The organism is Amycolatopsis sp. NPDC026612 (genome assembly GCF_040638285.1).
Classification (GTDB): Bacteria; Actinomycetota; Actinomycetes; order Mycobacteriales; family Pseudonocardiaceae; genus Amycolatopsis.
This window is the reverse complement of the sequence record NZ_JBEZYB010000002.1, coordinates 104,154-118,077: the sequence shown is the minus strand read 5'-3', so window position 1 is coordinate 118,077 and position 13,924 is coordinate 104,154. Positions and strand designations below refer to the sequence as shown.

General features: G+C 72.1%; 15 protein-coding genes and 1 tRNA gene. 5 read left to right on the top strand and 11 right to left on the bottom strand.

Annotation, left to right across the window (positions count from 1 at the left end; genetic code table 11):
- The first annotated feature begins 10 nt into the window (after positions 1–10).
- Positions 11–787 carry a ribonuclease PH gene (gene rph, locus AB0F15_RS02845; RefSeq protein ID WP_360264147.1) on the top strand — a complete coding sequence of 259 codons (777 nt, stop codon included), beginning with the start codon at positions 11–13 and terminating at the stop codon, positions 785–787.
- Complete coding sequence (rdgB, locus tag AB0F15_RS02840) at positions 784–1,386, top strand: RdgB/HAM1 family non-canonical purine NTP pyrophosphatase (RefSeq protein WP_360264144.1); 603 nt, start codon at positions 784–786, stop codon at positions 1,384–1,386. The genes rph and rdgB overlap by 4 nt, the downstream gene beginning before the upstream one ends.
- 61 nt (positions 1,387–1,447) lie before the next feature.
- Here rdgB and bcp read toward each other — a convergent pair whose 3' ends face one another.
- The 5 genes from bcp to AB0F15_RS02815 all read right to left on the bottom strand — a co-directional run bounded on the left by bcp (position 1,448) and on the right by AB0F15_RS02815 (position 4,920).
- A complete protein-coding gene (bcp, locus tag AB0F15_RS02835) occupies positions 1,448–1,921 on the bottom strand; it encodes a thioredoxin-dependent thiol peroxidase (RefSeq protein WP_360264141.1) in 474 nt (157 codons plus the stop codon).
- Positions 1,922–1,945: 24 nt separating this feature from the next.
- Positions 1,946–2,491 carry a hypothetical protein gene (locus AB0F15_RS02830; RefSeq protein WP_360264138.1) on the bottom strand — a complete coding sequence of 182 codons (546 nt, stop codon included), beginning with the start codon at positions 2,489–2,491 and terminating at the stop codon, positions 1,946–1,948.
- 191 nt (positions 2,492–2,682) lie between these two features.
- Positions 2,683–2,865: a hypothetical protein gene (locus tag AB0F15_RS02825; RefSeq protein ID WP_360264135.1), complete on the bottom strand. Its 183-nt coding sequence runs from the start codon at positions 2,863–2,865 to the stop codon at positions 2,683–2,685.
- Positions 2,866–2,993: 128 nt separating this feature from the next.
- Positions 2,994–3,881: a hypothetical protein gene (locus tag AB0F15_RS02820; RefSeq protein WP_360264132.1), complete on the bottom strand. Its 888-nt coding sequence runs from the start codon at positions 3,879–3,881 to the stop codon at positions 2,994–2,996.
- A gap of 118 nt (positions 3,882–3,999) precedes the next feature.
- Complete coding sequence (locus AB0F15_RS02815; RefSeq protein WP_360264129.1) at positions 4,000–4,920, bottom strand: helix-turn-helix domain-containing protein; 921 nt, start codon at positions 4,918–4,920, stop codon at positions 4,000–4,002.
- Between the two features lie 70 nt (positions 4,921–4,990).
- On the opposite strand from AB0F15_RS02815, the gene AB0F15_RS02810 reads away from it, so the two are divergent.
- Positions 4,991–5,938: a saccharopine dehydrogenase NADP-binding domain-containing protein gene (locus tag AB0F15_RS02810; RefSeq protein WP_360264126.1), complete on the top strand. Its 948-nt coding sequence runs from the start codon at positions 4,991–4,993 to the stop codon at positions 5,936–5,938.
- 88 nt (positions 5,939–6,026) lie between these two features.
- On the opposite strand, the gene AB0F15_RS02805 is transcribed toward AB0F15_RS02810, so the two are convergent.
- Positions 6,027–6,100 (bottom strand) — tRNA-Leu (locus tag AB0F15_RS02805).
- Between the two features lie 99 nt (positions 6,101–6,199).
- On the opposite strand from AB0F15_RS02805, the gene AB0F15_RS02800 reads away from it, so the two are divergent.
- Entirely contained in the window at positions 6,200–6,421 is a 222-nt protein-coding gene (locus AB0F15_RS02800; RefSeq protein WP_004559246.1) for a DUF3618 domain-containing protein, read from the top strand.
- 3 nt (positions 6,422–6,424) lie between these two features.
- Here AB0F15_RS02800 and AB0F15_RS02795 read toward each other — a convergent pair whose 3' ends face one another.
- The gene (locus AB0F15_RS02795) at positions 6,425–6,844 is read right to left on the bottom strand and encodes a hypothetical protein (protein WP_360264752.1); all 420 of its coding nucleotides are present in this window, start codon (positions 6,842–6,844) and stop codon (positions 6,425–6,427) included.
- 218 nt (positions 6,845–7,062) lie between these two features.
- A complete protein-coding gene (locus tag AB0F15_RS02790; RefSeq protein WP_360264124.1) occupies positions 7,063–7,662 on the bottom strand; it encodes a helix-turn-helix domain-containing protein in 600 nt (199 codons plus the stop codon).
- 71 nt (positions 7,663–7,733) lie between these two features.
- Here AB0F15_RS02790 and AB0F15_RS02785 point away from each other — a divergent pair, with 71 nt between their 5' ends.
- Positions 7,734–9,191 (top strand): NAD(P)/FAD-dependent oxidoreductase, encoded by a 1,458-nt coding sequence (locus AB0F15_RS02785; protein ID WP_360264121.1) that lies wholly within the window; start codon positions 7,734–7,736, stop codon positions 9,189–9,191.
- A gap of 44 nt (positions 9,192–9,235) precedes the next feature.
- On the opposite strand, the gene AB0F15_RS02780 is transcribed toward AB0F15_RS02785, so the two are convergent.
- The 3 genes from AB0F15_RS02780 to AB0F15_RS02770 all read right to left on the bottom strand — a co-directional run bounded on the left by AB0F15_RS02780 (position 9,236) and on the right by AB0F15_RS02770 (position 13,859).
- The gene (locus AB0F15_RS02780; RefSeq protein WP_360264118.1) at positions 9,236–9,706 is read right to left on the bottom strand and encodes a helix-turn-helix domain-containing protein; all 471 of its coding nucleotides are present in this window, start codon (positions 9,704–9,706) and stop codon (positions 9,236–9,238) included.
- 181 nt (positions 9,707–9,887) lie between these two features.
- Positions 9,888–11,561 (bottom strand): LCP family protein, encoded by a 1,674-nt coding sequence (locus tag AB0F15_RS02775; protein WP_360264115.1) that lies wholly within the window; start codon positions 11,559–11,561, stop codon positions 9,888–9,890.
- A gap of 144 nt (positions 11,562–11,705) precedes the next feature.
- The gene (locus AB0F15_RS02770; RefSeq protein WP_360264113.1) at positions 11,706–13,859 is read right to left on the bottom strand and encodes a phospholipase; all 2,154 of its coding nucleotides are present in this window, start codon (positions 13,857–13,859) and stop codon (positions 11,706–11,708) included.
- Positions 13,860–13,924 lie beyond the last annotated feature (65 nt).

Genomic DNA, 13,924 nt, shown 5'->3' with positions numbered 1-13,924 from the left:
GAGTGCACCTGTGGCTCGTAAAGATGGCAGGAACGACGACCAGCTCCGCGACATCAAGATCACCCGGGGGTTCCAGCAGTGGCCGGCGGGGTCGGTGCTGATCGAATTCGGCAACACGCGGGTGCTGTGCGCGGCGAGCGTCACCGAAGGGGTGCCGCGCTGGCGGGCGGGCTCCGGCCTCGGCTGGGTGACGGCCGAGTACGCGATGCTGCCGTCCGCGACCAACACCCGCGGTGACCGCGAATCGGTCAAGGGCCGGATCGGCGGCCGCACGCACGAGATCTCGCGGCTGATCGGCCGTTCACTGCGGGCCTGCATCGACCTGGCCGCGCTGGGCGAGAACACGATCGTCATCGACTGCGACGTCATCCAGGCCGACGGCGGCACCCGCACGGCGGCGGTGACCGGCGGGTACGTGGCGCTGGTGGACGCGATCACGTGGCTGGCCGCGGCGAACCGGCTCAACGACCCGCAGCCCCTGTCGTCGTCGGTGGCCGCGGTGAGCGTCGGCGTCGTCGACGGCCGGGTCCGGCTCGACCTGCCGTACGAAGAGGACTCGCGCGCCGAGGTCGACATGAACGTGGTCGCCACCGACGCGGGCACGCTGATCGAGGTCCAGGGCACCGGCGAGGGCGCGACCTTCGCTCGGTCCACTTTGGACACCATGCTCGACATGGCGCTGGCGGGCTGCGAGGAACTGACCCGGCTGCAGAACGAGGCGCTGGCGCTGCCGTACCCCGGCGAGCTGCCGGAGCCGCGTCCGGACAAGAAGAAGGGCTCGAAGTGACGAAGCTGCTTCTGGCCACCCGCAACGCGAAGAAGCTGGGCGAGCTCCGGCGGATCGTTGCGGCGGAAGGGCTTTCGGGCCTCGAGGTCGTCGGCCTCGCCGACGTGCCGGACTTTCCCGAGGCGCCCGAGACCGCGCCCGACTTCGAGGGCAACGCGGTGGCGAAGGCCCGCGACGCGGTGGCGGCGACAGGATTGCCGTCGATCGCGGACGACTCGGGCCTCGCGGTCGACGCGCTGAACGGCATGCCCGGTGTGCTGTCGGCCAGGTGGTCGGGGCGTCATGGTGACGACGAAGCGAACCTCGACCTGGTGCTGGGGCAGTTGCGGGACGTCCCGGACGAGCGCCGTGGGGCGCAGTTCGTGTGCGCGGCGGCGTTGGTGCTGCCCGCCGGCGAGGAGACGGTGGTCCGGGGGGAATGGCGCGGGACGCTCGTGCGTGAGCGGCGCGGGACGAACGGGTTCGGGTACGACCCGATCTTCCGGCCCGACGGCAAGACCCGGACGTCGGCGGAGATGGCGCCGGCGGAGAAGGACGCCGTTTCGCACCGGGGGCTGGCTTTGCGGGCGCTCCTGCCGGCGTTGCGGGACCTGGCTTAGCCCGGCCGCCGGCGCGAGCTTTTCCCGGCCGGGTGCCGGGAAAGCCGCTTCGCCGGTCCCGTCAGGACGCCACGCCGAGGTCCCGGATCAGCTTCGCCACGTGGCCGGTCGCCCGGACGTTGTACCAGGCGTTGGCGATCTTGCCGTCCGGGTCGACGACGAACGTCGAGCGGATCACGCCGAGGTAGGTCTTGCCGTAGTTCTTCTTCTCGCCGTACGCACCCCACGCTTCGATGACGGTCTTGTCCGGGTCGCCGAGCACGGGGAACGTGAGGCCTTCGTGCTCGACGAACTTCGCGAGCTTCGCCTGCGTGTCCGGCGAGATGCCGACGACCTGGTAGCCGGCGTCGTTCAGCTCGGCGAGGTTGTCGCGGAAGTCGCAGGCCTGCTTGGTGCAGCCCGGGGTGCTCGCCGCCGGGTAGAAGTACACGACGACGGACCGGCCGCGGAAGTCGCGCAGCGACACCTCCTTGCCCTCGCTGTCGGGCAGGGTGAAGTCCGGGGCTGCGTCACCGGGGGAAAGGCGCTCGCTCATGCCCCTGAGCGTAATGGCCGGGGCTCAGGCGGGGCCGCAGTAGGTGACCGCGACGGCTTCAGTCGCGCTGGGCCGGATCTGCAGCCGCAGTTGCGTCTGCTCGCGCGGAACCGCGAACGCCAGCGTGAGGTGCACCGAGCGGCCCGGGAGCACGTCCTTGCCCGCGTCGGTGATGCCGGTGAAGCCCTGGGTGGTGTCCATGACCTGCTTGACCGGGGCGCCTTCCACGGTGGCGCTGACGGCGAGGCCCGAAAGCTTGTACGTCGTCGAGCCGTCGTTGGTCAGCTGGACGTCGAAGGCCGCGCCGCGCGGGCTCTGCGGGTACGCCGACGGGCTGGGCTGGAACGACTGCGGGGAGCCGACCGAGATGGTGAGGCCACTGGCGAACCGGTGGTCGACGCCGAACTTCAGGTCGTTGCCCGCCGGTGAAGCCGAGGCCCCGGCACCGGCGGGGGAGCCGGCCACGCCGAGCGCCGCAGTGCCCTCGTGTGCCGCAGGGGCCCCGCACGCCACCGCCAGGCCCAGCAGTCCTGAGGTGAACATGATCTTGCAGGTGCGCGCGAGCGCCATTGCGGGTACTCCAGTCGGCGGGTCGGGTGCCGTGCGGCAACGGGGGATTGCCGGGCGAACCCACTCCACTCTGGCCGTGATCGCGCGTGGTTACGAGGCGCAACCGGGGGTTGTCGCGGACCTGGTGCCGCCCCGTGGCCAATCCGTGACCGGAACGGCACGGGTGGTGACAATCTCTGGCCACATGCCACTTAAACCGCGAGGGCGAACAACAGGATGAAGATCGCGACGCCGGCCACCCAAGCGATCATCAGCCAGCCGAAATCCCGGACGGGGTCGACCGCGCGGCTTTCTTCGCCGGGCACGTACACGCCGCGTTCCTCGAACCAGTCCGCCCAGCGGGCGAGCCAGTGCAGCGGATTGCGCGACGACATGCTGCACCTCCGGCCACCGGTTCCCCGGTCACAGTACGCGTTCGGCCGGACCGCCCGGAAGGTGCGTGCGGCCGTCCACTCCCGACACGCCACGTTCGGGTGAACCTCGGTGGTGCCGGTGTAGAAGCTCAAGCGAGGCCGTGCCGCTGCAAGATCGACACCGCGCGGACGGTCGCGTACCCGCGCCACTCGAGGGCCGCGGCGGGCGAGTAGCTCGCGAAATCCACCCGCCAGCCGCCGTCGTCCTGCTGCCCGCTCGCGAGCCGCCGCAGTTCGGCGTCGATCACGCCGGCGGCGAACAACGCGCGCGCCGGGCGGTCCGGCAGTGGCGCGAAGTCCAGGGCGCGGAGGGTTTCGCCGTCCGCGCCGCCGTCCACCGGCGCCAGGCCGTCGGCCGGGACGAACGCGGCGAGGTGGTCCAGCAGCGCGGCCGCTTCCCCGTGGAACTCGTGCGCGGCGTCGGCGAACTGCACCGCGAAGGACAGGGCGATCGCGTGCGGCGGCGCGGAAAGCGCGCGGATGGCGCGGAAGCAGTACTGCGTCGCCGCGGCCACCCAGGGGTGTTCGCGCACCGCGCGGTCGTGGCGGGCGACGCGCAGGGCCGCGCCCGCGGTGAACGCGGTGCTCTGCAGCGTGGCCTCCGCCGGATCGGCCTGGACCCAGAAGGGTGCGCAGCCCGCCGGATCGGCCACGGGCAGCGCGAACGGCAGGCCACCGTCCGGGGTGGAGACCGATGTCAGCCAGTCGCACAGGCGAGTCGCGTGCGCCCCCGGGACCGGGGCGATCTCCTCGAACACTTCGAAGGCGTGGAGCGCGCCACCGGGCTGGCTTTCCGGCGCCCTCAGGTCCGGCTCGAGGCCCCAGCCGTAGCCGCCGTCGGGGTTGCGGTAGCCGTCGAGGGCGGCCACGACCGCGGCGGTGTCCGTTTCGCCGCGGAGCAGTGCGAAGCGGCGTCGGTCGAGGAGGCGGGCGTGCGTCGCCATGAAGGACGCCGCCGCGGGGAGGTTGACTGGCATGCGGCCAGCGTCGCACCCGGCGCGGCCGCGGTCTTGAACGGATCGGACGCCGGGGGGCAGCTGCGGGCGAGCGGGCGGTGTCCGGCGTTCGCGACGACCGTCCACTGTGTCCCCGCCGCTACCGGCTGCGGAACGTCCGGCGGTAGGTGTCCGGCGGCACGCCGACCGTGCGGTTGAAGTGCCGCCGCAACGTCGTCGCCGTGCCCATGCCGACCGCCTCCGCGATGGCGTCGATGCCCGCGTCCGTGGTCTCCAGCAGTTCCTGGGCGCGGCGGATGCGCTGGTTCAGCAGCCATTGCAACGGCGTCGTGCCCGTCGCCGAGCGGAAGTGGCGGCCCAGGTGGCGGGAGCTCAGGTTCGCCCGGCGGGCCAGGTCCGCCACCGTCAGCGGCCGGTCGAGGCGGGCCGTGATCCACGGGAGCAGCGCAGCCAGCGGGTGGTCGTCCCGCGTGGGCACCGGCGTGGTGACGAACTGGGCCTGGCCACCGGCCCGGTGCGGCGGCACGACCAGGCGGCGCGCGATCGTGTTGGCGGCCGCCGGGCCGTGGTCGGCGCGGACCAGGTGCAGGCAGAGGTCCATCGCGGCGGCCTTGCCGGCGGAGGTCAGCACGCTGCCGTTGTCGACGTAGAGCACGTCCGGGTCCACCGTCACCCGGGGGTAGCGGGCGGCGAGGACGTCGGTGTGGGCCCAGTGCGTGGTCGCGCGCAGGCCGTCCAGCAGGCCGGCGGCGGCCAGCACGAACGCGCCCGTGCAGAGCGACGCCACCCGTGCGCCGCGCGAGTGGGCCGCGCGCACGGCGTCGACCAGGGCGGCGGGCGGGGCCGCGTCGATGTCGGCCCACCCCGGCACGAGCACGGTGCCGGCCCGCGCGAGCCGGTCGAGCCCGTGGTCCGGCTCCAGCAGGAACCGGCCGACCCGCACCGGCCGGTCGCCGCAGACGGCGAAGTCGTACTGCGGGTTCTCGCCGAACACCTCGGTCGCGATGGTCAGCTCGAACGAGAGCATCCCGTCGGTGGCGGCGAGCGCGACAGCGTGCATGTCCGAAAGTGTACGCATGACGTCGTTCCGGACACTGGTGGCGGCGCGCGGCCGCCGCCAGGATTACCCCATGACTTCGGTACTGGTTTACGGCGCTTACGGACACACCGGCCGCTTCGTGGTCGCCGAACTGCGGAGGCGCGGGTTCGACCCGGTCCTTTCCGGCCGGGACGCGGCGAAGCTGCCGGGCGGGCGGCCGGCGTCGGTCGACGACCCGGCGTCCCTCGACCGCGCGATGGAGGGCGTGGCGGCCGTGATCAACACCGCCGGCCCGTTCGCCGTGACGGCACTGCCGGTGGCCGAGGCGGCCATCCGCGCCGGCATCCCGTACGTGGACGTCGCCGCGGAGATCGAGGCGAACCTCGACACCTTCGAGTTGTCCGCCGACACCGCGGTGGTGCCCGCGATGGCGTTCTTCGGGGGCCTGGGCGATCTGCTGGCCACGGCGGCCATGGGCGACTGGACGACGGCCGACGAGGTGCACGTCGCCTACGGGCTCAGTGGCTGGCGGCCGACGCCGGGGACCCTCGCCGCCGGCCAGGTGTCCCGGGAACGCCGGGGCAGCAAGCGCATCCGGTACGCGGGCGGCCGGCTGGAGTACCGCGACGACCCGCTGCCGACGCGGGAGTGGGCGTTCCCCGAGCCGCTCGGCACCCGGCCCGTCTTCGGCGAGTTCTCGATGGCCGACATCGTCACGATCCCGCGGCACCTGGCGGTCTCCGACGTCACCAGCTACATGACGGTCGACGCGGCGAAGGGCCTGGCGGCGGCCGGCGAGCGCGACGCGGCCGAGACGTTCGTGGTCGACGTCGTGGTGCGGGCCGGGGACGAAGAACGCCGGATCGTGGCCCGCGGCGAGGACATCTACGCGGTCAGCGCGCCGCTGGCGGTGGAGGCGGTGGACCGGATCCTGACCGGGCGGACGAAGGTGAAGGGCGTCGCGGCGGCCGGGGAGATGTTCGACGCGGCGGACTTCCTGCGGGCCCTGGCCCCGCACGTCACGGTCGAGTTCGGCTGAGTGTGCCGCGTACGCCGAGGAAAGTGGCGGCGGCGGGCGAGCCCGGCAAAGGCGCCAAGCGCCGAGCAGGACTCACCCAGCTCGCTCGTGGGCCCGGAGAGACTCGAACTCTCACTGGCATGGACCTAAACCATGTGCCTCTGCCAATTGGGCTACGGGCCCGCAGCATCCGGAAGCGTAGCGTGCGGCGTGGCCGGTGCGGAGGTCGCGGGGCGGTCGACTAAGTTGGGGCCCGGAAGTCCCATGCGGCGAGGAGGACACGTGGCCCGCGATCCCGAGACGATCGAGCGTGAGATCGAGCAGGCTAGGACCGCCTTGGCGGCGACGCTCGACCAGCTGACCGTCAAGGCCGACCCGAAGAAGCTCGCGGACGCGGCCAAGGACGGTGTGCGCGCCAAGCTGGACAACCCCAAGGTGAAGTTCCCGCTGATCGGTGCGGGGGTCCTGGTGCTGGTCCTGCTGGTGCGCAAGCTTCTCAAGTAGCGCTCAGGCCTGTTTCGCCGGCGCCTTGCTCTCGGCAGCGGGCGCCGGTGCCGCGGGGCTCTTGCGGTCCTCGACGGCCTTCGGGAGCTGCTTGCTCGGCGGCAGCTGCGGCTTCTTCTCCGCTGAAGCGGGAGTCTGCTGCTTCGGCACGCTGCCGGGCGGGGGGACCTCGAGCGGCGGCAGCTTCGGGAGCGTCAGCCGGGCTGTCATGTAGGCGCTGGTGAAGTCCAGCGCACTGCCGTTGAGCAGGTGCACCACCGTCGTCCTGCCGTCGACGGCGAGCTCCTCGACCAGCTGGTCGGCCCGGTCGCGGGCCGCGATGATGCCGGGCGCCCGCGCGGTCAGCTCCTTGCCCCGGCCGCTGACCGTGATGGTCCAGTCGGCGTCCTCTTGGACGTACGTCGCCGTGATCGCTTCCACCATCTGCCTCACGCCCCTCTCCTCCACCAGTGTGCTTTACACAACCGTGACGCGCCCACCGCATTCCCATGACGCGGGTGGCGCGCCCCTCCTCCGGTCGTGAGAGTCCAGCACACTTTCTACCGTGTCATGGATACCGTAGAGCAACTCTGTGTCACAGGACACGACAGCGCTGAGTAACGACGCTGAGTAATGACTGAATGGCCCAGTGCACGCGCGGTTTACCGTGCACGCTGCCGCAGGCCGGTCCACAGCACGTCCATGGCGTACTCGGTGGCCGTTTCGGGGTTCACTTCCGCATGCCGCTCGCACCAGATCGCGAGCCGTTCGCACGCGCCGACCACGAATTCCGCGGCCGCTTCGGCCCTGAGTTCGTCCCCGCTGTCGAAGTGGCCGCTCATCAGCGCGGCGATCAGGTCGGTCTGCTGGCGGCGGATCTCCTCGACCTCGTCGGCGGCCGGGGTGCCGATCAGCACCATCTCGTGCCGCAGCAGCGACCACGCCTGGCGCCGCTCCCGGATGAAGACGAAGAAGGCCAGCAGGCCGCGCCGCAGCGCGTCTTCGGCGTCCACCGCGCCGGCCGTCGCCTGCTCGGTGACTTCGCGCAGCACCGCCCGCGACTCCCGGATGCAGGCCAGCAGCAGGCCTTCCTTCGAGTTGAAGTACTCGTAGAGCATCGGCTTCGAGACGCCCACCAGTTCGGCGATCTCGTCCATGGACGCTGCCGCGTAGCCGCGTGCCGAAAAGACCTGTTCGGCGACCTCGATCATCTGCCGCATCCGGTCGGCCCGTGGCATGCGCTTGCGCTTCGCGGTGGTCACGGGCGAGACTCTACCGCTGGTAACCTACTCCCAGTAAGATGGACGACGAGTAACAGGAACCCGGAGGCGTCATGGGCAACCGCACGGAGACCGGGGTCGTCATCGTCGGGACCGGGTTCTCCGGTCTCGGCATGGCGATCCAGCTGCGGAAGGAGGGCCGCGAGGACTTCGTCATCCTCGAAAAGGCCCACGACGTCGGCGGCACCTGGCGGGACAACAGCTACCCGGGCTGCGCCTGCGACATCCCTTCGCACATGTACTCGTTCTCCTTCGCGCAGAACCCGGGCTGGTCGCGGGCCTATTCGCCGCAGCCGGAGATCTGGCGCTACCTGCGCGAGGTCGCCGACCAGCACGACCTGCGCCGGTTCGTCCGGTTCGGCCAGGAGATGACCGGCGCCCGCTGGGACGCCGAGGAGAGCCGGTGGCACGTCGCCACGAGGGGCGGCGACGAGTTCGTCGGCACCGCGCTGGTCGCCGGGGTCGGCGCGCTCCACCTGCCGATGATCCCGGAGCTGCCCGGGATCGAGAAGTTCGAAGGCCCGGCCTACCACTCCGCGCGGTGGCGGCACGACGTCGACCTCAAGGGCAAGAAGGTCGCCGTCATCGGCACCGGCGCCAGCGCGGTCCAGTTCGTGCCGCGGATCGCGCCGGACGTCGAGGAGCTGACGCTGTTCCAGCGGACGCCGCCGTGGGTCATGCCGAAGGCCGACCACGAGATGGCCGGGCGGACCCGCGCGCTGTTCCGGGCGTTCCCGCCGGCCCAGCGCGCCTACCGGACCCTGCTGTACTGGCTGCTCGAAGCGCGGGCGGTCGGCTTCAACGGCCAGTCGTGGGTGATGAAGCTCGGGCAGCGGATCGCCAAGCGCAACGTCGATCGCGCGATCACGGACCCGCAGCTGCGGCGCAAGGTGACCCCGGACTACACGATGGGCTGCAAGCGCGTGCTCGTCTCCAACGACTACTACCCGGCGCTGGCGCGCGGCAACGTCGACGTCGTGACCGAAGGCGTGCGACAGGTCCGCGAGCACAGCGTCGTCGACGCCGCGGGCGTCGAGCACGAGGCCGACGTGATCGTCTACGGCACCGGCTTCCACGTCACCGACGCCTTCGACGACCTGGAGATCGTCGGCCGCGACGGGCGCAACCTCGGCAAGGAGTGGGCGACCGAGGGGATGCGGACGCACCTCGGGATCACCGTCGCCGGGTTCCCGAACCTGTTCTTCCTGCTCGGCCCCAACACCGGGCTCGGGCACAACTCCGTCGTGTTCATGATCGAGGCCCAGATCTCCTACGTCGCCGAAGCGCTGCGGCTGGCCCGTGGCCGGGCGCTCGAGCCGAAGCCCGAAGTGCAGGAGCGGTTCAACGCGCAGATCCAGCGCAAGCTCGCGAAGGGCATCTGGACGCGCGGGGGGTGCCAGAGCTGGTACCTGGACGCGAAGGGCGTCAACCGGACGATCTGGCCCGGCTTCACCTGGCGGTACTGGCTGGCCACGCGGAAGGTGCGGCGCGAGGACTTCGTGGTCGGCTGATGGGGGTCCCTCGCCGGCCGCCGAGCCGGTGAGGGACCTCCGGCTCAGCGGGAGGTGTAGCGGCGGAGCCGGGCGATCAGGTCCACGGTCGGCAGCCGGCACAGCTCGGCCATGCGCTCGAGCGCCGGCAGGTCGAGGGCGACCTCGCCACCGCCCTGCTCGCCGGTCTGCCGCAGGCGGTCCTCGGCCCAGCGGCGCAGCGGCAGCAGATCGGCGGAGGCGTCGGCGACGACCTTGCGCAGGTCGACGCGGACCCGTCCCGGCTCGTCGACGAACACCCGGCGGTGCACCTTCGCCAGCAGTTCCTGGGGCAGTTCGTCCATCGCGACGCACAGTTCGACCAGGCGCACGACGGAGCACTGTCTGGTGCCCAGTTCGTAGGTGGCCAGCGTCTGCAGCGAGATCTCGCTCTGCAAGTGCTGGTTCAGCTCCTTGCGCGTCCAGCCTCGGCTGCGCCGGAGCTTGCGGAGCTCGTCTCCGAGGATCCGCTGGTACTCCTCAGCGTCGATCAGCACATCAATGTCCCCTGCCGTGCGCTCCCGCGGCACCCGCACCGGGCGTGACGATTCCCGTGCAGCTGCACCCTCACACGTATGTAAGTGCGCTGACGCCCGGCCCTTACGCGATTTCGGGCATGTCTTTGATACCGATTGCGCGAGTTAGGCCGAACGGGTTAACGGCACCGCGCCGACCGGCTCAGTTGACACAGGGAACGCCCTCGGCGGTGATCGGCTTCTCCGCGTCGTCGGCGGCCGGGGGCGGCGCCGCGGCCTGCGACGTCGCCCCCGCGGCGGCGGCGCCCGAACTCGCGGGGGAGCCCTGGTAATCGGCGCCGAGGAACACCATCACGTGCCCGGTCTTGACGCTCTTGTCCTCCTGGACGGTCGGCGAGCCGCCGAGTGCGTCGGCGACGGCCTGGCCCTTGTCCTTGCCGCCCTTCGGCACCCAGATGACCGTGGTCTTGCGGGAGGTCGCGTTGGCCGTGTCGCCGGAGGTGAAGCCCTTGTTCTCGAGGGTCTTGGCGACGTTCGCCGCGAGGCCGGTGCGGCCCGAGGCGTTGCGGACGTCGACCGTGGTCGCCTTGTTGGCGGGGTCGGCCTGCTCGGCGGGCGGCGAGGAGGACTGGCCCGGCTGCGGCCCGGCGAGCCCCTGCACGAACTGCTTCACCTCGCCGGGGTCGACCTGGATGGCGACGCCGTCCTCGGGGGTCTTGTACTCGATGTTCTTCACCGGGATGGTGCGGAACTCGAGCTGGCCACCGGTCAGGCCCTTCATTTGCTGGGCGAACCCGAAGATGTCCCAGTTCTGGTTGAGCACGACCGACTTCTTGATCGCCTCGATCAGGTCGTTGAGCTTGCCGGGGTTGGTCAGCGTGCCGGCCGAGAGCACCTTGCGCGCCATGCCCGCCATGAACACCTGCTGGCGCACGACGCGGTCGAGGTCGCCGTTGGGCAGGCCGTGGCGCTGCCGGACGAACTCGAGGGCCTCGACGCCGGAGATCGTGTGCTGGCCCTTCGTGAAGTTCGCGCCGGAGTAGGTGTCCTTGACGGTGTTGTTCAGGCAGACGTCGACACCGCCGATGGCCTTGGTGATCTCGCTGAAGCCGAGGAGGTTCACCGCGGCGTAGTTGTCGATCGTCGACCCGGTGAGCTTCTCGACGGTCTCGATCAGCTCCTTCGCCCCGGCCTGGTTGGCCTGGACGTCGAGGTCCTTCGGGTCGGTGACGCCGTGCTTCTGCAGGTCCTTGCGGGCCGCCAGCATCGCCCGCGCGTACGCCGAGTTGATCTTGTGCTTGCCGTAGCCACCCGGGATGTCGACGTAGATGTCGCGGGGCAGCGAGATCGCGACGGCCTTGCTGCCGTCGTTGGGGATGTGCACGAAGATCAGCGAGTCGGTGTTGAGCTCGCCGTCGGCGTCGCCGGCCCGCAGTTCGTCGAGCACCTCGCGCGGCAGGGGGTTGCCCTGGGCGTCGGTGCGGCTGTCGAGGCCGACCAGGAGGATGTCGCGGGCGCCGTCGGCGGGCTTCTCGCCACCGCCGCCGTCGCTGAGCACGTTCGTGTAGTTGAGCCCGTGGAGCAGGCCCTGCATGGCCGCCCACGCGTACCCGGTCAGGCCCATCACCAGCAGCGAGACGACGGCCAGCGAGATCTTCGCCCCGCGGAAGGAGTTGCGGCGGGCGCGCTCGGCCGGGCGCGGCTGCGGACGGCGGGACGGCGGCGGGGCCGCGCGGCGGGCGTCCACCGGCTCGCGACGGGGTGCGGGGCGGCGCGGCGGCGGGGTGCCGCGCCGGGCGTCGTCCCGGCCTGGCTCGTCCTGCCAGGGCCGGGCGGGGCGGCGGCCGCCTTGCCCGTTCCGAGGCGGGTGGTCCACGCGGGCGACTCCTCACTCCATCGATCGGGTGGTGCACAGGGATGGACGCATGGTGCCGTCCCCGGGTTGCCGTAGCGTTACACATCCCCCTGTGAATGTGTCATCCACCACCCAGTTTCCCGCATGTTCGACGGTTTCGCCTGGTCAGGACGTCACATTCGCCGGTGGCCGAGCCGGGAGGAGGGTTCCCGCGGCGGCCAGCAGGGCGAACCCGGCCGTCACGGCGTGGAGCGTGACGCCGAGGAAGCCGGGGGTGCTGCCGTCGGCGGCGAACAACAGCGAAGGCGCACAGGCGAGCGCCGTGGCCAGCCACGTACCGGTCGCCGCGCCGGCCCCGATCCGGATCGTGTGCAGCAGGAAGACCCCGAGCAGCAGGTGCACCAGGCTCTGGATCGGATCGAGCCGCAGGCCCAGCAGGTCGGCGTCGGCGGCCGCCCCGCCGAAGCGGGTCAGCGCGAAGCCGAACACGCCGAGCGTGGCGTAGCCGATCCCGAGCCCGGCCGCGGCCCGGGTGAGGACCGCCGTCCGGCGGCCGGGGTGGTCGGCCGCGCGCGGCTCCCGGGCGCCGTGGGTGTGCCGTTCGAACCACCAGAAGACCAGCGTCGCGGGGACCGCGAGCAGTCCCACCGCGACCAGCGTGCGGGGCCGGATGAGCCAGCTGAGCCCGTCGGCGATCCGGCCGGGCAGGTACACGACGGCGACCAGCAGCAACATCGCGGCGAGGAACGCCAGGTAGAGGCTCATCGGCGCCCGCAGGACGAACCGGGAGGCGGTGACGACGCCGGGCCGCCCGCCGAGCCGGGCCAGCGGCACGGCCAGCAGCCCGAGCAGGCCCAGCTGGACCAAGCCGAGCAGGAGCACGCCCCACGGCGGCGCGGACAACGCCGCCGGGGCACCCGGACTGCCGAGCAGGACGGGTGGCGCGCCCTTCAGGACGCTCACGACGGCGAGACCGGCGGCACCGGTCGCGGCGGCCGCGGCGAGCAGGCGTCGCGCCGGGCGGACGCCGTCGGCGTGGGCGAAGGCGAGTTGCTGCGCCAGGAGCGCGAGGGCGAACGTCGCGGCGTAGCGGGGCAGGGGGGAGCCGGCGGCGTCGGCGGCCAGTTCGCCGCCGACGACCACCGCGAACAGCCCCGCGACAGCGCTCACGGGCGCCCGGCGGTGCAGGGCCAGCAGCGGGGGCGCGCAGACGATCGTCAGCAGGTAGACGCCGAGCAGCCAGAGCGGGTGCAGGGCGATCCGCATGACCGTCGCCGTCGTCGCGGCCGGGATGCCGAGCAGTTCGAGCGCCAGCGGCGTCAGCAGGGCGACGACCGCGAAGATCAACGCCGGCCGCAGCAGCGGGCTCGCGCGTTCGGCCAGGTAGTGGCGGTAGCCGCCGCTGCCGGCCTGTTCGGCGCGCCAGCCTGCCGCGTTGGCGTGGCCACCGGCGAAGTAGATCAGCGGCACGAGCTGGGTGAGCCAGGTCAGCGGCCACAGGGCCGTCTCGGCCGCCCCGGCCCAGTGCGCGAGAGCCGTCACGGACTCGCCGAGCAGCAGGAGAACGACGCCGGCGGCGCCGAGCAGCGCCCACCGGCTGACCTCGGCGCGGGTGGCGACGGGCGCCGGGCGCCGTGGCACGCGGCGGGCGTGCAGCCAGCCGCGCAGCCGGAAGACCAGCAGACAGCCGATCACCAGCACCCCGGCGACCATCGGGCCGATCGGGTCGCCGACCGGCGGGCCCCAGCGCTGGTGCCACGAGTTGACCACCAGCCCGGCCGAGTAGAGCGAGGCGACGACCCGGCAGGTGAGCGCCGAGTTCATCGGGTTGAGGTCGCAGGCGTGGTGCATGTCGGAGGACAGCCGGCCGTCCAGCGCTTCCCGGACCTCCGGGCCGAGCGGGTGGCCCTTGCGGTCGGCGTACCGGAGCAGGTCGTAGCCGAGGTCGTGGGCCTTGCACGGCACGGCGTAGTCCCACTTCGTGTTGTCGTCGCCCCACGGCGTCGAGCAGCCGCCGTCCACGTGCACGGCGCGGACGGTGCCGTCGCGGGCCGGCAGCGCGCCCGGGGTGACGCCGCTGAGCGCGGTGAAGTCCTTCGGCAGCCGCGCGAGCGCGTCGGGGTGCGGACCGGGGTGGACGAGCGCCTCGATGGCGTTCTGCGCGGCCAGCACGTCACCGGTGGGCGGCCCCTGGTCCGGCGGCGACGGCGGCCGCGAGGCGATCAGCCCGAACGCGAAGACCACCAGCAGGACCAGCAGCAGCCACCCGGACGTCGACCAGGGTCGGCGGACGCGCGGCGGATCGGTCAGTGCTGGCACGGGTCCAGGGTGCCAGCCCCGGCGTGCGGCCGACATGGGGCTGACCGCAGGAGCGGGGTGTGGTT